Source organism: Austwickia chelonae (assembly GCF_003391095.1).
Taxonomy (GTDB): domain Bacteria; phylum Actinomycetota; class Actinomycetes; order Actinomycetales; family Dermatophilaceae; genus Austwickia; species Austwickia chelonae_A.
The window spans coordinates 2,587,072-2,607,907 of the sequence record NZ_CP031447.1; the positions used below are offsets into that span (position 1 = coordinate 2,587,072).

Below are 20,836 nucleotides of genomic sequence, written 5' to 3' on the forward strand. Positions count from 1 at the left end.
TCGACTCCGGCAACGGACGTCTCATGCTTGCATATGTATTCATCAGGCACGTCAATATCCACCATTCAGACCTGCTGTGGAAGTCACAGCGACACTCCACCGAAGACCGCGATGCTCCCCAGGAAGATCACGAAGGTGCCGGTTGCCCACAGTGCTGACTTTCGTTGCCAGGCACCCATGTCCACCCCGGTCAGATGCAGAAGAAGGTAGATGAAACCCACCAAGGGGCTCAACAGGTGGAAGGCCTGCCCGGTGGTGGAGGCGACCCCGATGTCCAAGGCGCTGAAACCGTAAGTCTGTCCGGCCTGGGCCAGGATCGGCAGGACACCGAGGTAGAAGGCGTCATTGGACAGGAGGAAAGTGCCTGGCACCGAAGCCAAGGCGGTCACCAACCCCCAGTGCCCGCCCATCGATTCGGGGATGGCGGTCGCCAAGGAGCGGCCCATCGCATCGGACATTCCCGTGCCATTCAGGATGCCCATGAAGATGCCTGCGGCCAGCACCATGATGATGACGTGCATAGCATTCGCGCCGTGGATCTCCACGATCCGACGCTGATCGGCCAACTTGCCGTAGTTGATGAGCAGCGCGACCGCGAAACCGACCTGGAAGATCACCGCTGAGGCGACCTTGGGGACCGGCCCGATGCCGCCCAACACCAGGAAGATCATCAGCACCGCGGTGAGGGTCAGGTTGAACCAGATCAACCGCGGACGCTTCAGGTCCTGGTCCTCGCTACCCGCAGCCGGCGACAGGGCGTTGATCTCCTCGTCGGTGAGCTCCACGATGCCCAACCGACGGCGTTCGGCCCGGCCCCGGATCACCGCCACCGCCAGCACCCAGACGGTGGCCAGGATCATCCCCGGCAGGATCCGCCGCAGCAGTTCTCCCTCGTCGACCTTCAACGCCGCGATGATGCGTGCGGTGGGCCCGCCCCAGGGCAGCAGGTTCATGATCGAGTTCGACAGGATCACCAGCACGGCCAGGTCCATCATCTTCATCCCGAGCCTGCGGTAGACCGGGATCATCGCCGAGCACACGATCATCGTGGTCGTGGAGCCGTCTCCGTCCACCGACACCGCTGAAGCCAGGACGGCCGTCCCCACCAGTACCTTCAACGGGTCGCCCTTGACGATCCGCAGGATCCAATGCACCAAGGGATCGAAAAGTCCTGCAGTGATCATCAATCCGAAGTAGAGGATCGCGAAGAGCAGCATCACCGCGGTCGGTGCCACACCCTTGATCCCGGTCAGAGCGTGCTTACCGATGACATCGGCGAACCCTGCTATCGCCGCCACCGCGATCGGTGACAGCACGAGAGCCGTGAACGGCGATGTCCGTTTCGTCATGATCAGGGTCATGAACACCGCGACGATGATCAGTCCCCACCCGGCGAGCCCCATCGCTCCTCCTTCTAGGCTGCGCCGAGACACAGGACATCGAAGAAGGGGTCCAGGTTTCGGCGGATGTCTTATGGCGCGACATCCTGCGTCTCCTGGCGGGGACTGTGCAGGCGTCGTCCTCCCTTCAGCCAGCGTGCGCTGAGGTGAGGACCACGATCATTCCAGGGCGGATTCCGGTGCTCCGGCCGGGTCTGCAGGTGCTTCGCCGTCGAGATGTTCGCCGCCGAGAGGATGCTCCAACCAGCGGGTCATCTCCCATCCGCGAGCCGGCTCCCCTTCGAGGACGACCAGGCCGGTGTTCCGCAGCCACCGCTGCGCCGCGAACTCGGCGTCGACGTTATGGGCTCGTGCTGCGGCATAGGCGCGGATGACCGCACCATGGGCGACCACGGCCACGTCCTGCAGCCCTTCCTGGGCAGCTTCCCGAACCAACCCGTCACACCGTTCCATGACCTCGTGCCCGTTCTCCCCGCCAGGTATCCGCCGGATCGGATCGGACGGCCAGGAGAAGACGGTCTCGACATAGGACAACATGGCGTCCTCGTCGGTGCGCATCTCCAGATCACCGGCGCTGACCTCCCGGAACCCGGGATGGATGCGTGCGACGAGCCCTCGCTCCTGGGCCAGCGGTGCCGCCGTCTGCTGGGTGCGCACCAGGGTGGTGACGTACAAAGCGTCCACCTTCTCCCCCGCCAAGGCCGCCGGAACAGCTGCTGCCTGCTGTCGACCCAGCTCGGTGAGTGAGGCCCCCGGGACGGCCGTGTCCAGGGCGTGGATCACGTTGGAGGAGGTCTGACCGTGTCGGATCAAGAGGAGGCGCATGTCGTCATCCTCGCATCTGTTCCGCCGAGATCACTTCTGGTAGATCTGACCTGCCGTCGGAGCGGGGAACGCCGGGACGGCATTCCACATGGAGAAGGAGATGGTGCCCAATTTGGGCGACGAGATGTGCAACAGCTCGCCCTTGCCGTCAGCCGAGACGACGATCTTCGCTTCACCGTCGGGCACCTTCTGGGTGACCACCCAGGTGGAACGCCCCTGTTCAGAGCCCTGGGTCAAGGTGGCGGCCGCTTTGCTGATCTGTTCTGGGCCAGGTGAGGTGAAATGTTCCAAGAGCTTACGGGCATCCATGCCTTCGACCTCTGAGCCTTGGGAGGTCGGCGCTTCCAGATATTTGCCGACGACGGCTGCGGGCAGACCCATCGCGGTCGCCGTGGCCTGATCGAGAGGTTTGACCCAGGTCTTCTTGCCCACGGTGAGCACTTCGACCCATTGGCCTTTCTGCTTCACCGAAGACTTCCGGTTCGTGCCGTCGACCATGCCGGCCACTTCCAGACGCATCTGCTCGCCCTCATTGCTGAGTTCTCCGCTGATGCGCACTGAACTCGCCGAACGAGCGGCGTTACCGGCCTGGGTGAGCAGCGCGTCCACCGCTGGCTGCCCAGGCGCGGAGGAGGCCGAACCTGCGGGCTCCTTCGTCTCGTCGGAGCTCCCGGGCAGCCCGCCGACACAGGCGGACAGGGAGCAACACAACAACGCTCCGACGAGGGCAGTGGCTGGGCGGTGAAACTTCATGGGCTGGGATCTCCGAAACCGACGACAGGGCCATGCCATCGTGACAGAGCCGACGGCCCTTCCACGACGGCATGGCCTTCGTCCGAGGTCAGCACTCGATGATGTTGACGGCCAGACCGCCGCGCGCGGTCTCCTTGTACTTGTCCTGCATGTCCTTACCGGTCTCTCGCATGGTGGCCACCACCTTGTCCAGGCTGACCAGGTGCATACCGTCTCCACGCAGCGCGGTCCGGGCGGCAGCGATCGCTTTCACCGAGGCAATGGCATTGCGTTCGATGCAGGGGATCTGCACCAGACCACCGATCGGGTCACAGGTCAGGCCGAGGTTGTGCTCCATGCCGATCTCGGCCGCATTCTCGATCTGTGCCGGAGTTCCGCCCAGGACCGCGGCCATACCGGCGGCAGCCATCGAGCAGGCCGAGCCGACCTCGCCCTGGCAACCCACCTCGGCACCGGAGATCGAGGCGTTCTCCTTGTAGATCATGCCGACGGCCCCGGCGACCAGCAGGAACCGGATGACGCCTTCGTCGTCGGCGCCGGGTACGAAGGTGCGGTAGTAGTGCAGCACCGCCGGGATGATGCCGGAGGCGCCATTGGTGGGAGCGGTGACGACCCGCCCACCGGCGGCGTTCTCCTCGTTGACCGCGAGCGCCCACAGGGTGACCCAGTCCATACCGCGCATGGGGTCGTTGCTGTCGGCTTCGAGTCGTAGACGCACCGCCAGCTCGGGTGCGCGGCGGCGTACGTGCAGGCCTCCGGGGAGGATTCCTTCGGTGACGAGCCCGTTGGCGACGCAGTCCTGCATGACCTGCCAGATCTGGAGCAGACCGGTGCGGATCTCTTCTTCGCTGCGCCAGGAGCGTTCGTTCTCCCAGACCATGCGGGCGATGGAAAGGCCCGATTCGGCGGCCTGCGCCATCATCTGTGCGCCGGTGCGGAAGGGGTAGGGCACCGGTGTCTCGTCGGCGACGACCTTCTCGTGGCCGTAGACCCGTCCGTCGACGACGAAGCCGCCTCCGACGGAGTAGTAGGTGCGTTCGGTGAGTTGGACGCCGTCGGCGTCGAAGGCGGTGAAGGTGAGCCCGTTGGGGTGGGCTTCCAGGGTGGTCAGCGGGTGGAGCACCAGGTCGGTGTCCATGTCGAAGGAGAGTTCCTTCTGCCCGTACAAGCTCATCCGGCGACCGGTGCGGACCAGGTCGACCTTGGCGGAGACGGCCCGGGGCGCGACCTCTTCGGGGATCTCGCCGAGCAGGCCGAGGATGACGGCGGTGTCGGTGCCGTGGCCGCGTGCCGTGGCGGCGAGACTTCCGTACAGGTCGACCTGCACCCTGCTCACCTTGGCCATCCGGTCGTCCTTGGCCAGGGCCTGTTGGAAGTAACCGGCGGCCCGCATCGGACCCACCGTGTGTGAACTCGACGGGCCGACCCCGATGGAGAACAGGTCGAACACGCTCAACGCCATGACATTTGCCCCTCTAGGTACCCGCGATCACTTACCGCGGCCCTTTCAAGGGTAGTCCGATTCACCCTTGATCGTCCGGGACCCCTGGCCCTGTCCGGGCGCGTGCTGGGAGTCAGGATCGTGCAGGTGAAAAGGCATATCTGTCCGCCTGGAGCGGGCTTCGGCCGCCCTTGTCGAGGAGACTTGGGCGGCCGAAGTTTTCGTCAGGTCAGGCGCTCAGGGAGGGGTAGAGCGGGTATTTGACGGCGATGGCTTCGACGCGCTTGCGCAAGGATGCGGCTTCGTCGTCGCCGAGCTGGGGGTGCAGTGCTCCGGCGATGATGTCGGCGACCTCGTGGAAGTCCTCCTCCTGGAGCCCACGGGTGGCCAGGGCCGGGGTGCCGATCCGCAGCCCGGAGGTGACCATCGGCGGGCGCGGGTCGTTGGGGATCGCGTTCCGGTTGACGGTGATACCGATGCGGTGGAGCTGGTCCTCGCCCTGTTTGCCGTCGAGTTCGCTGTCACGCAGGTCGACGAGGACCAGGTGGACGTCGGTGCCCCCGGAGAGCACCTTCACCCCGAGTGCGGCCATGTCGGGCTGGGAGAGCCGTTCGGCGAGGATGCGGGCCCCGTCGAGGGTGCGCTGCTGACGTTCGGCGAACTCGGGGGCGGCGGCGACCTTGAAGGCCACGGCCTTCGCCGCGATGACGTGCTCGAGTGGGCCGCCCTGCAGGCCGGGGAAGACCGCGGAGTTGATCCGCTTGGCGATGTCGGCGTCATTGGTCATGATGACGCCGCCTCGGGGCCCGCACAGGGTCTTGTGGGTGGTGGTGGTCACGATATGGGCGTGCGGCACCGGGTTGGGGTGCAGCCCGGCGGCGACCAGGCCCGCGAAGTGCGCCATGTCGACCATCAGGTAGGCGCCGACCTCGTCGGCGATACGGCGGAATTCAGCGAAGTCGAGCTGGCGGGGGTAAGCAGACCATCCGGCGATGATCATCTTCGGGTGGTGGGTCTTCGCGAGCCGTTCGACCTCGGCCATGTCGACCCGCCCGGTCTCGTCGACGTGATAGGCGGCGACCTCGAACAGCTTGCCGCTGTAGTTGATGCGCATACCGTGCGTCAGGTGACCGCCGTGGGCGAGATCGAGGCCGAGGATCGTGTCACCGGGCTGCAGCAGGGCGAAGTAGACGGCGGTATTGGCCTGGGCGCCCGAGTGGGGCTGCACATTCGCGTATTCGGCGCCGAAGAGGCTCTTGAGCCGGTCGATGGCCAGCTGCTCGACCACGTCGACGTGTTCGCAGCCACCGTAGTAACGACGTCCGGGGTAGCCCTCTGCGTACTTGTTGGTGGCGACGGAGCCCTGGGCCTGCATCACGGCGACCGGTGCGAAGTTCTCCGAGGCGATCATCTCCAGCGTCGTCTCCTGGCGGTCGCGCTCCGCGTCGAGGGCGGCGGCGATCTCGGGGTCGACAGCGGTGAGCGGCGAGTTCAGGAGATTCATAGGCGAATCCTCGCATGTCCGGAAGGGTCGGTGTCGGGGTACAGGGGACGCGTCGACGACCGGTGGCCACGTGCCCGGGCGACGGGGCCGATGCCGGTACGGGGTGCAAAGGGCAAGGCCCTGAGACGGACTCCGGCAGCTTCTCGAGGGCCAAGTCGGGCGTTCGTGAAGAAATTTTCGACGTCTTGGCCACTGAGTCAGGCGCCAACCGGCCCCTCAAGCCCCAGAAGCATCCTGCGAAACCGCAGGTCAAAGCGCTATGACCATCTCGCTTTGGAGTTTCGGTCAACTGTCGCATATGCTTTCGAACGTCCTCGACGGAACCGAGCGCGGCTCGCAAGACGCCGGCGGGCTCTGTGCGGACAGATGTAAAACCGCATAAGGTCCCCATCGTCTAGCGGCCTAGGACCCCGCCCTTTCACGGCGGTAGCACGGGTTCGAATCCCGTTGGGGATACGCAGTAAGTAAGATCAAGCAGTACCCTCTTTACGAGGCCCCGTAGCGCAGTTGGTTAGCGCGCCGCCCTGTCACGGCGGAGGTCGCCGGTTCGAGCCCGGTCGGGGTCGCTCATGATGCAAGGCCAGGTAGCTCAGTTGGTACGAGCGTCCGACTGAAAATCGGAAGGTCGGCGGTTCGACCCCGCCCCTGGCCACCACGAAAACCCCAGGTCAGCTTCGGTTGGCGCTGGGGATTTTTCATTTCCCTCGCCTTCCAGGCTACACGAGCGGCGCCGTGGGCTGGTCACGACTGTTCGAGACTGTTCTGCGGTCGTGCTCTTTGACGGGGAAGGTCTCGTCGTACGCGAGGTGCATACGAAATCAAGCCTGTTCTTGTGGGTGCCGCAGGAACACCGAGCTCCGCCTCCCAGCAATCTGAATCTATTTTTTACTGGACGACGGTCGCCTCGGGAATTTCAGGATTTGCAGTTTTCATTTTGGGAGTAAGGGCGAGAGCGAAAAAGGATACTAAATGACTGAACTTTTACCCCCTGAGGTGCGCGTCGCCCTACCCACAAGGCGGCGCGCACCTTCATGACACGGATGGTGCAGGTGGCCACAGAGCGAGGGCCTGCGCGTCCAGCAGAATCCACCGAAACGAACACGCCCGGTCACGAGATGATCAGCACATCTCGGTCACTCGCGGCCTGAGGCTCCCTCAGATTTCACGCAAATCCAAGTACTTATCATTCTTCCCAGTGAAAAGCGCGATCAGAGTCCTCCCGTTCTTCACCTCAAATTTTTTCACGGCACCGTCTTCGACCTCACCGAGGATTTCAGGAGAACCACACCAGTCGATTTTCGCGCAAAGGCGAAATCCTCCCGAGGGAACAGTCAACTCCACACTCTTCCCCGCGCCGATCTTGCCGACACATTCGCCGTTAAGCCACAAGTCGAACTTGCGAAAACGATTCGACCACTGATTCTTTGGCCTGGAAATAACGATGACGCCTGACATACTTCTCTCCTCTAGATCGATCCTGATGCGAACCAGCCAAACCACGGAAACCAGGCCGAACAGGCTCTTCCCCTACGTCTGAGATACCTGGACTCAAGCCGGTCGCCAACACCTGTCGGCAAAATCTCCCGCCACCCACCCATGAGAACATGCCTCTTCACCGCACCCCGCGCCGTTTGCAGCAGTATGACGGTCGCTCTACGCCAGTTCGCTAGAGACGCAGGACAAGACAGGAAGAAAGCCTAGTTAAAGGTACTCTCAACTGCGGAATCATCGCCCCAGGAGAGTATGTCGTGAGCCGAAGCCCAGCCAGTTCGACCAGCAGGACCAGACGAGTCGCCAAGGCCCTCGCTGCCGTCACCGCGCTCACCCTGACCGCCGCAGGATGCGTCCCGGCGTCCTTCCTTCCCGGGATGATGGACGGTGACGCCTCCACCCCGGAACACAAACGCCCTTTGGCGCCTCCGCCCGGGTACGAAAAACTCGCCAAGTTCTACTCGCAGTCGCTGTCCTGGGAGAAATGCGATGACCACGAATGCACATGGATCGAAGTACCACTCGACCATGACAAACCTGACGGGGAGACCCTGAAACTTCGCGCCCGAAAAGCGCCTGCCACCGGCAAAGCCAGCCGTACCCTTTTCGTCAACCCCGGGGGCCCCGGTGGAAGCGCCGTCGATCTCGCCAAAGACGCTAAATACGCAGTCACTTCGCCTATACGCGAGATCTACGACGTCGTCGGGGTAGATCCTCGCGGAGTAGGTCAGTCCAACCCACTCATCTGTGTGGGGGACGACGACCTGGACTTCATGCACGGGAGCGACCCCACCCCGGACAGCAGTAGCGAGAAAACCGTCGCAGACGCAATCCCAGGACTTTTCGGAGAATCCTGTCAGCGTAAAAACCCCCAGCTGTTCCGCCACATCTCAACCCTCGACGTGGCCAAGGACATGGACATCGCCCGAGCTGTCATGGGTGAAAAACAGATGGACTACCTGGGCTTCTCCTATGGCACCTTTCTCGGCAGCATCTACGCCGACCTCTTCCCGAAATATGTCGGACGTTTCATCCTCGACGGCGCAGTCCCGCCCGACCTGACTACCAAAGAGCTGGCCCTCGGCCAAACCCAAGGATTCGAGAAAGCGACCAAGGCCTATCTCGCGCACTGCGTCGCTCAAGCCGATTGCCCCTTCGGGACCAGCCCCAGCGCGTCCTACAGCATGCTGCGCCAGTTCATCTACAAGGTCGAAGCTCAACCGCTCCCGGTCGAAGGCGACCCTCGCGTGAAAAAACTCACCGAAGGGTGGGCCACCGTCGCGATCATGGCTTCTCTCTACTCCAAGGATTCGTGGGATCCCCTGACCGAAGCGGCACACAAAGCCGACAAAGGCGATGGCACAGAACTCTTCCGGATCGCCGCCGACTCCCTCGAGCGGCAGGACGGTCGGTATTTGAACAACTCGAGCCAGGCGCTACGCGCCGTCGACTGCCTGGACCGGCCCACCCCAAAACTATTGCCCTCGGAACAGGCCTCCCAGTCATTGGAATTCACCACATCCTCGCCCCTCTGGGGGCTCATGATGGCCGACACCTCGTTCTGCGCCAACTGGCCGGCCGCACCCAAACTGCAACCGCGACGAGTCACCGCCAGCGGCAGCAACCCGATCGTGGTGATCGGCACCACCCGCGACCCGGCGACCCCCTACGAATGGTCCGAGAGGCTCGCCGATCAGCTGGAACAGTCCCGACACATCCGCCACGACGGAGACGGCCACACCGTCTACCCGAGCAGGAGCCAGTGCGTGGACGCTGCTGTCGACGACTATCTGCTCAACGGAAAAGCACCCGAAAAACGCCGAACCGATTGTTGAGCACGACCCCGGACTCCTCCCCCGGCCCAGACGGCCGGGTTGCAGCTACCCAGGCGGCCAGGCCCACCGTCCGAAGAAAACACCGCAGCGCAGCCCACGACAAAATAGAAATGACCCCAGCGTTATCTTCTCAGCAATCCATCAAGTCGAACGACAGTCCATAACAAATAAATAAAATACACGGGCATCAAAACAGGTCAAGCGTTCAAGGTCAAAAACCCTACCAGTCCGTGCCTGAATTGCGGAAGGGTTCCGAAAAAGCTACCGTCGTATCTATCGATAAAATCTTGACAGACCGGTTGAATCAACGGCTCAAGGTATGGGGCGCGGACGGTCGAGGTACGAGAGGGGAAGTATGAACCGACACATGTCGGCCACCGATCGTGCTTATCACGACACGCGAGAGCGCATCATCGACGGCAGGCTCGGCGGCGGTGACATCATCACCGAAGGCCAGGTCTCCACAGCGCTCGGAGTCAGCCGAACTCCCGTACGAGAAGCTTTCCTCCGGCTACAGGCAGAGGGATTCCTCGAGCTCTATCCCAAGAGAGGCGCTGTCGTCGTCCCCATCTCGCCCAATGAGGCCACATCGGTCTCCGAAGCCCGAGAACTCATCGAGACCTTCGCCATCACCAAACTACTCACTGAAAGTGATCGAGCACCTCAAGAATTGGTCGACTCTCTCTGGGAGAACGTCACCGAACAGTCACGACACTCCCGCGCAAAAGACCTCCCCGCATTCACTGCAGCCGACGCGAACTTCCATCTAGCCATCGTCGCTGCCGCCCAGAATGCACACCTCACCGGACTTTATGCGGCGCTCCGCGACCGCCAGAAAAGAATCACCATGACCACCTCGCATAAATTGCCGGTCGACCTGGACGACATCGTAGAAGAACACCAACGACTCGTCCGGTTCCTCGAAAAAGGTGACCTCGACCCTGCCTTGGGCATCGTCCGTGCCCGCATGCGAGCCAGCCGCCGCGAATCCACCCGGCGCCGCTGAACAGCACGTCCGGGAAAGGGGGGTGGGGCCCGGCGCGCAGCGCCGGGCCCCACCCCCCTTTCCCCCCACCGGCCTCATGCCGCCGGGCTGCTCTGGCCCCCTGCCGCCGGAGGCTCGTCCAGCGGCCCCACCGACCCGGCCTGTTCCACCGGCGGGATCGGCGCAGGAGACTCCACCGGGTCCAGGGCATACGGATCCTGCAACTGATGCCCCTCCCCGACCACCGTGCCGGTCAACGGATTCGGCGCCTGCCCCGTCATCACGTCGAAAGCCTGCTCCGGCGGCAACTCCACCACCGCCTTGACCTCTTTCGGTCGCATCGACTCGAAGACGGCATAAACCAGATTGGACAGCAGCCAAGAAACCGCCAATGCCGCCAAAATCCGCACCATCATCGCGTCGAAACGCACACCACCCGACATGTACATCGACACCGTCGGCAAAGACATCAGCGCGGCCACGACGACCACCACCGCGAACGGCACCCCCTGCGGGCCCGGATCCACGACCAGTTGCGCACGCGCCACCTGGTCCTCATCCTTGCGACCCCGACGGCCGCGCTTCTTCTTACCGTCCGCCGACCCCTTCGGGTCAGGCTGCCGTGACTTCCTGGACATTCACCACCCCTGCAGTGATCAGGGTGAGCTGGCCACCCAGTTCGGCATAGGAGAGCACCGGAAGCCGAGGCGACGTGGCCTCCACCAGACGGCGCACCGGAAGCCGCAACGGCTGGGCACACACCAGCACCGCCGGGTCACCCGCTGCTTCGCTCTCGGCGGCGATCCGTCCTGCTTCCAACGCCAGGTGCTCGGAGAGCACCGGGTCGAGCATCAGGAACATCCCGGTATCCCCGGCTCGCAGACACTCCAACAACCGCTGCTCCAACATCGGGTCGAAGGTGATCACCGGTAGGCGTCCGTCCGAAGCGTGCGCCATCGCGATCGCCGCGCCCAACGCGCTCCGGGCGGCCTCCACCAGCCCGTCCGAATCGGTGCTCGCCTTCGCCCGCAAGGACATCGCCTCGAAGATGCGCACCAAGTCGCGGATGCACACCCGCTCGTCCAGCAAAGCCTGCAAGGTCCGTTGGATCTCGCCCAAGGTCAACGGTTGCGGAGTCAACTCCTCGATGACCGCCGGGTGGTCCTGCTTGACCATGTCGACCAGCATCTTCACGTCCTCGCGGCCCAAGAGCTGCGCCGCATACGTGCGCACCACCTCGGCCATGTGCGTGGTCACCACCGACGAGCGGTCAACCACCGTGGCATTGGCCAGCGCCACATGCTCACGCAGCTCGGCCGGCACCCATTTGGCGTCCAGCCCGAAAACCGGCTCCTTGGTGACCATGCCCGGCAGGCCCTCCAACTCGTCACCGATCGCCAGAACCATGCCCGCCGGGGCCTGACCGCGGGCGACCTCGACGCCGTGCACCCGGATGGCGTAATGCCGCGGTGGCAGATCCAGGTTGTCCCGGGTGCGCACCAAGGGCACCACGATGCCGATCTCCTGGGCCAGTTTGCGACGCAGCGCCCGAACCCGGTCCAGCAGGTCACCGCCGGAAGAGGTGTCCACCAGATCGATGAGATCGTAGGCCAGTTCCAGCTCCAAGGGCTCCACCCGCATGTCCTGCGCGATCGCCATCGGACTGTCCTTCTGCGGCTCCCGAGGAAGATCCTGTTCCACGGCGACCTGCTCGGGTTCCTTCGACGCGTCAGTCAGCCTCAATCCCACCAATACGGCCAGACCACCGATCACCAGGAAGGGCAATTTGGGCAGCCCGGGAACTAGACCGACCGCAATCACCGCGCCACCGGCCAGGATGATCGCCTGCCGCTGTCTGGCGAACTGGGACAACAGATCGGTGCCCATGTCGTTCTCGGTAGTCGCTCGAGTCACGATCAGACCGGTGGAGATCGACAGCAGCAGCGCGGGGATCTGCGAGACCAGACCGTCGCCGATCGACAACAACGAATAGGTGGACACCGCGTCGCCGATGGCCATCCCCCGCTGCATGACGCCGATGATCAGACCACCGATCAAGTTCACCAAGGTGATCACGATTGCGGCGATGGCATCACCCTTCACGAACTTCGACGCGCCGTCCATCGCACCGTAGAAGTCCGCTTCGGCGGCGACTTCCTTACGTCGACGCCGGGCCTCGTCCTCGTCGATCAGCCCCGAGTTCAGGTCGGCGTCCACGGCCATCTGCTTACCGGGCATCGCGTCCAAGGTGAACCGGGCAGCGACCTCGGCGACCCGACCGGCACCGTTGGTGATGACCACGAACTGGATCACCATCAGGATCACGAAGATGACCATGCCGACAACGAGCGAACCACCGACCACGAAGTGCCCGAAGGACTCGATGACCTTGCCTGCATACCCGTCCAACAGGACCAGCCGCGTCGCTGCCAGGTTCATCGCCAGCCGGAACAAGGTCGCGATCAACAACAAGGCCGGGAAGATCGCGAAATCCAGAGGTTTCGTCACCGCCAAGCTCACCAGCATGATCAGGATCGACAACGTGATGTTGAAGACCAGCAGCAGGTCGAGCAGCAGCGCCGGCATCGGCACGACCATCATCACGACGATCCCGATGATGAGCGCCGGTACGCCGACCTGAGCTAAACGGTTCGACTTCACATGACCTCACGAGGGGAGACGGTCGTCCACGACCCACCGGCGGCTGACCTCCTGCCATTCGGCACCAGCCCGTCAGATCTGAGAGCCCCCACGGTTCGCTCCCACGTCCGGTTCCTCCTCCGCGGAAAGGTCCTTGATACCCAGCGCAGCATCGGTGAGATCGTCCGGAAGATCCTCGCCGTAAGGGTTCTCCACCGGGCTGTCATGCTCACCCGAAGCCCTGCCCATCTCATCGAGATAGAAGACGAACGCGATGACCTGGGCGATGGCGTCGTACAGATCCGGAGGAATCACCTGATCCACTTCGCACAGCTTGTACAACATGCGGGTCGTGATCGGATCGCGCACGATCGGGACGTCGTGAGCCTGTGCCTCCTCACGGATACGCAATGCCAGATGGCCGGCCCCTTTCGCCACCACCTTGGGGGCACCGCCGCCCGTCTCGTACGACAGGGCCACCGCCACATGGCTCGGGTTCGCCATGACCACGGTGGACTCTCCCACCGCGGCCATCATGCGACGACGCCCCATCTCCCGCTGTTTCGCCTTGATCGCACCCTTCAGATGCGGATCACCCTCCTGCATCTTCGATTCCCGTTTGATCTCGTCCTTCGTCATCATCAAGGACTTCTCGATGCGGCGTTTCTCCACGATCCAGTCGACCGCCGCGATCACCAAACCGGTGACCGCGATCATCCGCAGGATCGTCATCGCCGAATTCGTGCCCACCGAGACCACGCTCGACAAGGACCAGGCCCCGGTGCCCGTGATCGAGGTGACCACGCCCGTCATCACCATGTAGGCAACCGTCCCGAAGACCACGAACTTGATCAGCGTCTTCGCCAAGGTCCACATGCCCTGCATCCCGAACATGTTCTTCAGACCCGGGCCAGGGTTCAGCTTCTTCCACTTCGGCTTGAAACGTTTGGACGACACCGAGAGTCCACCCTGCACGACATGCCCCATCACCCCCAGGAACATGCAGGCGAAAGCAATCGGCCCCACCGTCTTCGCGAAACCCCACATCGCCGAGAGCAACACCGGCTCCAACTGCAGGACGTCAGGGTGCTTCATCAAGGCTTCCCCGTCGCGGAACAACCCCGTGAAGACCCCTTTCAACGAACCGACCGTGTACGGGCCCAGAGCAACGAAGGCCAGAACCGTCAGCCACGCCGACAAGTCCTGCGTCTTCGGGACATTGCCCTCGTCCTTGGCCTCCTTACGACGCTTCGGGGTGGGCTTCTCGGTTTTACTGTGCTTGTCCTCCGCCACGGCCACTCACCCCCCGAAGAAACGATCGATCGGGATCATCTCCTCGACCACCCGTCCGACCAGCATCGACACCGCATTCGGCAGCAAGGAGACCGCGACACTGGCCAGGGCCACCGTCAACACCGTCTTCACCGGGAAAGCCAACTGGAAGATGTTCAGACTCGGCACCGCCCTGCTGACCAGACCCAACGACAGGTCCGCCAACACCAGCACCACCACGATCGGCCCGGAGATCTCCATCGCCGCGACAAAAAAAGTGCTCAGATTCGCCGCCGCCATCTGCGCGACCTCACCCCACTGCGGAGGATGGACCGGAGCCAGGTGGAACGAGGTCAACAACCCCCGCATCATCACCAGATGACCGCCTGAAGCCACCAACAACGTCGTCCCGATCAGGTACTCGATCCGACCGAACACACCACTCTGCGTATTCGACATCGGGTCGAGCAGCTGGCTCATCGTGAACATGCTGAACAGGTCGACCAGGTCGCCTGCGGCCTGCACCGCGGAGAAGAACATCAACGCGGTGAAACCCATGAAAGCGCCGGTCAAGAAGTGATACGCCGCCGCCCACACCAAGGAGGACATCTCGGTGAAGGTGGCGCCTCCGGCGACGGTCGGCGCGATCGCCAAGGAGATCGCCATCGCCATCGCACCCTTCACCCGCATCGGCACCGTCCTCGCGTTGAACGGCGGCGCCACCACCAGGAAAGCGAGTACACGGACCATGACCAGCAGATGCGAGATCAACAGGTCGTAGGGCGCCGAGACGTCCAAGGCCATCGGGGCCGACCCGGTCATGTCTTCAACATCGCCGGAAGGTCGAGGACGATCTGCCGGGTGAAGGAGACCATCTCCCCCATCATCCAGTTGCCCAGCAGAAGCAGGACGAAAGCCACCGCGATCACCTTCGGCACGAAGGTCAACGTCATCTCCTGCACCTGTGTGACCGCTTGGATCAACGAGATCGCAAAACCGATCACCAAGGTCACCAACAGGATCGGGCCGGCGACCTTCGCGCCCAGATACATCGCCTGGACCCCCAGGTACATCACCTGATTGTCGGTCATCGCCCGGCCCCTATCGATAACTCGTGATCAAGGTCGTCGTGATCAAGGACCACCCGTCGACCATGACGAAGAGCAACAGTTTGAAGGGCAACGAAATCATCACCGGGGGCAGCATCATCATGCCCATACTCATCAGGACCGAGCCGACCACCAGGTCGATCACCAAGAAGGGGATGAAAATCACGAAACCGATGATGAAAGCGCTCTTCAGCTCGGAAAGCACGAAAGCCGGGATCAAGGTCTTGAAATCGGTGTCCGCCTTGTTCTTCGGCTGCTCGGACCGGCTCATCTTGATCATGGTCTGCAACTCCATGTCACCGGTGTGCTCGGCCATGAAGAGCTTCAGCGGCTCCCCGCCCCTCTCCACCGCCACATTCAGCTCGATCTGATTGTTCAGATACGGCTGCAGACCCTTCTCGTTCATCTGGGACAGCACCGGAGACATCACGAACAGACTCAAGAAGAGCGCCAGACCTGCCAGGACCTGGTTCGGCGGGATCGTCGGAGTTCCCAGGGCGTTACGGGTCAACGAGAGCACCACGGCGATCTTCGCGAACGAGGTGCACAACAGCAGCACCGACGGCGCCACCGACAGGATCGTCATCAACAGGATGATCTGCACCACTTGGTTACGGCCCGCAGCACCGCCGTCGACGGAGACCTTCACCTCACCGGGCCGTGCCGGTGGGGTCGGGGTCGGCACGACCGGATCCGGTGCGGGCAACAACCCCGGCAGCATCACCGACGCAGGAACAGCACCTACCGGCGTCCCGGTCATCGAGGCAGTGACCGCCGACGACGAAGACACGGACGAGACAACAGCGAGCGCAGTCTGAGCCGGAACCGCCTGCGCAGCCGCTACCGGGGCCCCCACGACGAGAGCCACGCCGGCTGCCCCTGCGAAAACCCACCGGAAGAAGGTTCGCCGGGACGCGCTGCGACCGGCGTGAACCTCGAGGTCATCCATGACGTCCGTCCCCTCCGTCTCGACCTGACCCGGCGAAACCACTGCGACGGGCCAGTGCCCCGGCTGCTGACCGCATCGCCTCAGCGAACACTGCACCGTCGCTGCGAGTGCTGGAAGAGATGGGCTGGAGTGGCCCTCGTTCCCCGGGCGTTGAGCCGGTGTCCTCCTCCGGCGAGGGCAAGGTCTCCGGGTCGATCCGGGACAACAAGGTCATCCCCGTGTCGGTGACCCCCAGGACCAGGATCTCCTCGCCGACCTCCACCACCGCCACCGCCGCATGGCGGGAAAGGCCGATCCTGTTGAGCACCACCATCGGCACCTGTACGCCGGGGCGACGCCACAACGAACCCTGCCGCCGGTTCACCACTCGCGCAGCCCACACGATCAACGCCAGGACCACGGCCAAGGACAGGGCCATGCGGAGGAAGAGGACGACGGCTGATGCGTCGTTCACGCGCTGACCCGCCCCTCGCCCTCCGGGCTGCAGATCTCGCTGATTCGGACGGCGAACTCCTCGTCGACGACGACGACCTCGCCGTGGGCGATCAGCTTGCCGTTGACCAGGACGTCGACCGGGGCACCGGCTGCCCGGTCCAGTTCGATGATCGAGCCGGGGATGAGCCCGAGGATCTGTTGTACCGGCATCCGGGTCCGGCCCAGCTCGACGCTGACGCCCATCATGACGTCCCGCAGCAGGTCGATCCGTCGTGGATCCACCGAATAGGTGAAAGCTCCGGTCAACGGGGCCAGAGTCATCGAAGGAGCATCAGCCGGGCCGTGTGGGTCACGCGGCGGCGGAGGCACGTAGACCCCTTGCTGCCCTGGGTCGCCGCCAGGCATCGCACCGGCCGGTGCGCCGCCCCCGGGGGCCGTGCCGGCTGCGGCCGCTGCCGATTCGGTCTCGGCCGCCGGTGCGGCTGTCTGCCCGGTAGCTTCCGCGCCGGTGTCCTCCGACGGACCGTCCTCGTCGGATCCTGCTTCTTCGTCCGCGGCTTCGGCCTCGGCGGCCTGGATCGCCGCAGCCAGCTGGGCCGCAGCACCCTGCCCGGTGGACTTCGCCGGCAGGGTCATCAACAAGGCGGCCAGGGTCTGCCCCCGGAACAGGCCGACGACATTGCACTCGTCGGCCTTGTCCAAGGCGTCGAAGGCGTCGGTCATGTGGATCTGACCGGCTTTGAAAGCGCCCAGGGGTTCCTGCAGTGCTGTGAGGGCCTGGCTCAAGGCCTCGGTCCACTTGGTGCGGGCTTCGCTCCGGTCCAGGATCTCACCGGTAGCGTGGTCGACCAGTCCCGTCACGATCAGGATGACCGTACCGACCTCACCGGCGTCCTTGACCACGCATTCGATGCCGTAGGCGCCGCCGGGCAGGGACAGGGTCGTCGCCTGAATGGCTGACAACGGCTCCAGGGTGAGCTCGGCCGAATCGGCGAAGTGGCTCGGCAGCACCCCGGCCGCAGCCATCAGGGCGGTGTCGAGTTCTTCGTTCAGGGAGGACATCTGCGATTCCTTCACGGCAGAGGCGGGCGGGGATCAGACAGCGATGATCTGGCAGGCCAGTCGGCTGCCGTGGCTTCCGGGGACAGCGGTGCCGACCGGGACCCCGTCCGCGGAAAGGGTCAACGGCTGGTTGGTGGGATGCCTCAGCGGCAGGACGTCACCGACCTGTAGGTCGAGCACTTCGCTGCTGGTCAGCTGGATCGGTTCGAAAGCCACGGTCACGACCACCGGGACCTCGTGCATGCGCTCGTTCAGGGCTTTGGCCGCAGCCGCCTGCGGACCGGTCAGTTCCTGCGGCTTGGCCTTGAGGACGTCCAGGACGGGTGCCACCGTCGAGACCGGCATGCACAAGGTCGCCGACGAGACCAGGTCACCGATCCGGATCTCGAAATCGGAGACCACCATCGGGTCCTGAGGCGGAGCCAGCTGCAACAACTGCACATCGGACTCCAGAGATTGCACGGTCGCTTTCACCGGAGCCAGAGTGTCGAAGGCATAGGTCAGTTCCCGCACGATCCGTTGCACCAGATTGCGGATCAGTCCCGCTTCGATGTCCGACAGAGCTCGACTGGGCTGTTCGTCGGTGCCAGGACCGCCCAACAAGCGGTCGATGATGCTCATCACGACATTCATCGGCATCTGGAAGACGCCGTCGCCACCCATCGGGGTGAACTCGACGACCGCCAGCAAGGACGGATTGGGCAGATTGCTCGAGTAGTTGTCGTAGGTGACCTGCTCGACGTTGTTCAACGCGGAATGTCCGACGATCCGCAGGGTCGTCGACAGCACCGTCGCCATCTGCCGGGCGAAGGTCTCGTTGACCATCTGCAGGGCACGAACCTGTTCGCGACTGAACCGGCTCGGACTGCGAAAGTCGTAGAGGGCTGGGGTGCTGCCGTTCACGATGCCTCTGATCGGCTCGAAATGGCTGTATCTGAGTCGATTACGCCGACCGAACGCGTCTCCACCGGTGGCCTCACTGCATCACGAAATCAGTGAAGTAGACCTTGATGACCTTGCCCTCGTAGCGTTCCTTGACCTCTTTGGTCAACGTCTCCTGGGCCTTCTCCTTGTTCTCCGGTTTCAGGAGCTGATCCATCGTGTAATGTCCCAGGATCCCGATCGCGGCATCCCTTGCTTTCGAGCCGTCGAAGGCCTTCAAGGCCTTCTCCCCGCCGGCCTTCTGCGTGGCGTCCTCGGAGAGCTGCAGAGCCAGCTTCATCTTCAGGTATTTGCCGTCGGAGAGGTTCAATGTCATGTCTTCGGGCAAGGCCACGACCGCGCCGGGTTCCTTCGTCAGATCCTTCGGCGGCTCTTTCGGGCCCAACACCATCTTGAAGACGAGCCCGGCAGCAGCCATCACCACCAGGGCCGTCACCGCAATGATGATGATCATCTTCTTGCCGCCGCCCTTGGCAGCTCCACCCTCGGCAGGGGTGGCGTCCTGATCCTTTGACATATTCTCCAGCTCCTAGTGGGAAGGGGTTCCGCTTGGCGAGGTGACCGGTAAGGGTGAAGCGATAGGGGTCGACGGCGTCAAGGGCTGCGCCACATCGGCCAGGACCACGACAGCGACCCGACGGTTGCGGGAACGCCCCTGTTCGGTGTCATTCGTGTCGATCGGACGCTGCTCGCCGTAAGCGGCCAGAGCAACCCTGGTCTCGGGGAGACCATCGGCGATGAGGCGTTGCAGGACGCTCGCCGCCCGGGCCTGGGAGAGTTCCCAGTTCGATCGGAAGGCTCCGCTGCGGATCGGCACATTGTCCGTATGACCTTCCACGGTGAGCCGATTCGGCAGGTTCTTGATCGTCGGCGCGATCAGGTCGAGGACTTGGGTCCCGGCTGGCCGCAATGCGGCTTGTCCTGTCTCGAAGAGCACCTTGTCGGTGATGATGTTGACCACCAGGCCGCGCTCGTCGACATTCATCTGCACGGCATCCTTCAGACCTTTGCCGGACAGCTCCTGGTCGATCTGCTTCTTGAGCTGCTCCAGACGATCCTTCTGATCGGTCTGAGCCTTCTGACGAGCCTGCTCGGCGGCGATCATCTGGGCGGCCTTCTGCGGATCGAGCTGCTGGGCACCGTCGGGGTTGGGCGGCTTCTGCGCCTTCATGATCCCGTCGGAGCCGGCGTTGCTGCCGCCCTGACCGTTCAGGACGACCGATCCGGAACCGCCGAAGGCCTGGTTGGCGCCCTGGGCGAACTGGAGGAACTTGGCCTGGTCGACCTTGCTGACCGCGAACATCACGATGAACAGGGCCAGGAGCAGGGTGAGCATGTCGGCGTAGGAGATCATCCATCGCTCGTGATTGGCGTGGGGCTCCGGCTCGGGTGCTTTCTTCTTCCTCGCCATGTCAGGCCGCCTTCGCGTCCTTGCTCTTCGCCCCGGCCGAGGCCGGCAGCGAGGAGCGCAGTTTCTGCTCGACGACCCGCGGAGAAGTACCGGCGGCGACCGCGAGGACACCCTCGACGATCATCTCCATGTTCTTCACTTCGAGCTGGCTGATCCGCTTGAGCTTCGCGGAGACGGGCAGCCAGACGGCGTTGGCGACGAAGACACCCCACATGGTGGCGACGAAGGCGGAGGCGATCATCTCGCCCAGTGCGGCGACGTCGTCCAGGTTGCCCAGGGCGTGGATCAGACCGAGGACGGCACCGACCACACCGATGGTGGGGGCATAACCACCCATCGCCTCGTAGAAGGCGACGCCGATCTTGTCCTGGTCCTTCTTCGCATCGATGCGCATCATCAGGAGTTCTTCGATCTCCGCGGCGTCGGTGCCGTCGACGGTCATCTGGATGCCCTCTTTGAGGAGGGGGTCGTCGATCTCCTTGGCCATGTCCTCCAGAGCGAGGAGGCCTTCGCGTCGAGCCCGGTCGGCCATCTTCACGATGACGTCGACGAGCTCGCTGCCGTCAGGTGCTTTACCTGCGAAGGCTCGTTGCAGGCCTTTGAGTGCGGTCGCGTACTCCGAGAGAAGAAGGCCACCGGCGGCTGCACCGAAGGTGCCGACGAAGATGAGCACCAGGGGCGCTGGTAGCAGCAGGTGGCTGATGGACACGCCGTCCAACAGCGCGGTGACGAAGACGGCGATGGTGACGACACCGACACCGATGAGGGTTCCTAGATCCACG

The 20,836-nt window shown here is 63.6% G+C and carries 20 protein-coding genes and 3 tRNA genes; 5 read left to right on the forward strand and 18 right to left on the reverse strand.

What is annotated here, in order from left to right; genetic code table 11:
• Nucleotides 1-83: 83 nt before the first annotated feature.
• The 5 genes from DX923_RS11395 to glyA form a co-directional block, all read right to left on the reverse strand.
• Nucleotides 84-1,403, reverse strand: a complete 1,320-nt coding sequence (locus DX923_RS11395; protein ID WP_116115021.1) for a CitMHS family transporter — start codon at nucleotides 1,401-1,403, stop codon at nucleotides 84-86.
• 156 nt (nucleotides 1,404-1,559) lie between these two features.
• Nucleotides 1,560-2,225, reverse strand: a complete 666-nt coding sequence (locus tag DX923_RS11400; RefSeq protein ID WP_116115023.1) for a histidine phosphatase family protein — start codon at nucleotides 2,223-2,225, stop codon at nucleotides 1,560-1,562.
• Between the two features lie 30 nt (nucleotides 2,226-2,255).
• A complete protein-coding gene (locus DX923_RS11405; RefSeq protein ID WP_116115025.1) occupies nucleotides 2,256-2,978 on the reverse strand; it encodes a hypothetical protein in 723 nt (240 codons plus the stop codon).
• Between the two features lie 88 nt (nucleotides 2,979-3,066).
• Entirely contained in the window at nucleotides 3,067-4,440 is a 1,374-nt protein-coding gene (locus DX923_RS11410) for an L-serine ammonia-lyase (protein WP_116115027.1), read from the reverse strand.
• A 208-nt stretch (nucleotides 4,441-4,648) separates the two neighbouring features.
• Entirely contained in the window at nucleotides 4,649-5,923 is a 1,275-nt protein-coding gene (gene glyA, locus DX923_RS11415) for a serine hydroxymethyltransferase (protein WP_116115029.1), read from the reverse strand.
• 383 nt (nucleotides 5,924-6,306) lie between these two features.
• On the opposite strand from glyA, the gene DX923_RS11425 reads away from it, so the two are divergent.
• From DX923_RS11425 to DX923_RS11435, 3 genes are all read left to right on the forward strand, one after another.
• Nucleotides 6,307-6,379 (forward strand) — tRNA-Glu (locus tag DX923_RS11425).
• A 36-nt stretch (nucleotides 6,380-6,415) separates the two neighbouring features.
• Nucleotides 6,416-6,489: transfer RNA gene (locus DX923_RS11430), tRNA-Asp, on the forward strand.
• 12 nt (nucleotides 6,490-6,501) lie between these two features.
• Nucleotides 6,502-6,578 (forward strand) — tRNA-Phe (locus tag DX923_RS11435).
• Between the two features lie 500 nt (nucleotides 6,579-7,078).
• On the opposite strand, the gene DX923_RS11440 is transcribed toward DX923_RS11435, so the two are convergent.
• Nucleotides 7,079-7,378, reverse strand: a complete 300-nt coding sequence (locus DX923_RS11440) for a hypothetical protein (RefSeq protein ID WP_116115033.1) — start codon at nucleotides 7,376-7,378, stop codon at nucleotides 7,079-7,081.
• 293 nt (nucleotides 7,379-7,671) lie between these two features.
• On the opposite strand from DX923_RS11440, the gene DX923_RS11445 reads away from it, so the two are divergent.
• Together DX923_RS11445 and DX923_RS11450 are read left to right on the forward strand one after the other, a co-directional pair.
• Nucleotides 7,672-9,249 (forward strand): alpha/beta hydrolase, encoded by a 1,578-nt coding sequence (locus tag DX923_RS11445; RefSeq protein WP_116115035.1) that lies wholly within the window; start codon nucleotides 7,672-7,674, stop codon nucleotides 9,247-9,249.
• Between the two features lie 367 nt (nucleotides 9,250-9,616).
• On the forward strand, nucleotides 9,617-10,255 hold the full coding sequence (locus DX923_RS11450; protein ID WP_240322612.1) for a GntR family transcriptional regulator: 639 nt from the start codon (nucleotides 9,617-9,619) through the stop codon (nucleotides 10,253-10,255).
• A gap of 74 nt (nucleotides 10,256-10,329) precedes the next feature.
• Here the strand turns inward: DX923_RS11450 and DX923_RS11455 are convergent, their stop codons facing one another.
• The 12 genes from DX923_RS11455 to DX923_RS11510 all read right to left on the reverse strand — a co-directional run bounded on the left by DX923_RS11455 (nucleotide 10,330) and on the right by DX923_RS11510 (nucleotide 20,835).
• Entirely contained in the window at nucleotides 10,330-10,872 is a 543-nt protein-coding gene (locus DX923_RS11455; RefSeq protein WP_116115039.1) for a hypothetical protein, read from the reverse strand.
• Entirely contained in the window at nucleotides 10,847-12,895 is a 2,049-nt protein-coding gene (flhA, locus tag DX923_RS11460) for a flagellar biosynthesis protein FlhA (RefSeq protein ID WP_116115041.1), read from the reverse strand. Before flhA ends, DX923_RS11455 begins: the two co-directional genes overlap by 26 nt.
• A 72-nt stretch (nucleotides 12,896-12,967) precedes the next feature.
• The gene (locus tag DX923_RS11465) at nucleotides 12,968-14,167 is read right to left on the reverse strand and encodes an EscU/YscU/HrcU family type III secretion system export apparatus switch protein (protein ID WP_116116299.1); all 1,200 of its coding nucleotides are present in this window, start codon (nucleotides 14,165-14,167) and stop codon (nucleotides 12,968-12,970) included.
• Nucleotides 14,168-14,173: 6 nt separating this feature from the next.
• Nucleotides 14,174-14,968, reverse strand: coding sequence for a flagellar biosynthetic protein FliR (locus DX923_RS11470; RefSeq protein ID WP_116115043.1), 795 nt, complete (start codon nucleotides 14,966-14,968; stop codon nucleotides 14,174-14,176).
• Nucleotides 14,965-15,237: a flagellar biosynthesis protein FliQ gene (fliQ, locus tag DX923_RS11475; protein ID WP_116115045.1), complete on the reverse strand. Its 273-nt coding sequence runs from the start codon at nucleotides 15,235-15,237 to the stop codon at nucleotides 14,965-14,967. Before fliQ ends, DX923_RS11470 begins: the two co-directional genes overlap by 4 nt.
• 10 nt (nucleotides 15,238-15,247) lie before the next feature.
• On the reverse strand, nucleotides 15,248-16,045 hold the full coding sequence (gene fliP, locus DX923_RS11480; RefSeq protein ID WP_116116300.1) for a flagellar type III secretion system pore protein FliP: 798 nt from the start codon (nucleotides 16,043-16,045) through the stop codon (nucleotides 15,248-15,250).
• Nucleotides 16,046-16,196: 151 nt separating this feature from the next.
• The gene (locus tag DX923_RS11485; protein ID WP_116115047.1) at nucleotides 16,197-16,658 is read right to left on the reverse strand and encodes a FliO/MopB family protein; all 462 of its coding nucleotides are present in this window, start codon (nucleotides 16,656-16,658) and stop codon (nucleotides 16,197-16,199) included.
• Entirely contained in the window at nucleotides 16,655-17,701 is a 1,047-nt protein-coding gene (gene fliN / locus DX923_RS11490; RefSeq protein WP_116115049.1) for a flagellar motor switch protein FliN, read from the reverse strand. Before fliN ends, DX923_RS11485 begins: the two co-directional genes overlap by 4 nt.
• A 33-nt stretch (nucleotides 17,702-17,734) precedes the next feature.
• Complete coding sequence (fliM, locus tag DX923_RS11495) at nucleotides 17,735-18,604, reverse strand: flagellar motor switch protein FliM (RefSeq protein WP_116115051.1); 870 nt, start codon at nucleotides 18,602-18,604, stop codon at nucleotides 17,735-17,737.
• A 73-nt stretch (nucleotides 18,605-18,677) separates the two neighbouring features.
• Entirely contained in the window at nucleotides 18,678-19,160 is a 483-nt protein-coding gene (locus DX923_RS11500; RefSeq protein ID WP_116115053.1) for a flagellar basal body-associated FliL family protein, read from the reverse strand.
• Between the two features lie 12 nt (nucleotides 19,161-19,172).
• Nucleotides 19,173-20,054, reverse strand: coding sequence for an OmpA family protein (locus DX923_RS11505; RefSeq protein ID WP_116115055.1), 882 nt, complete (start codon nucleotides 20,052-20,054; stop codon nucleotides 19,173-19,175).
• Between the two features lies 1 nt (nucleotide 20,055).
• Nucleotides 20,056-20,835, reverse strand: a complete 780-nt coding sequence (locus DX923_RS11510) for a motility protein A (RefSeq protein WP_116115056.1) — start codon at nucleotides 20,833-20,835, stop codon at nucleotides 20,056-20,058.
• Between the last annotated feature and the right edge of the window lies 1 nt (nucleotide 20,836).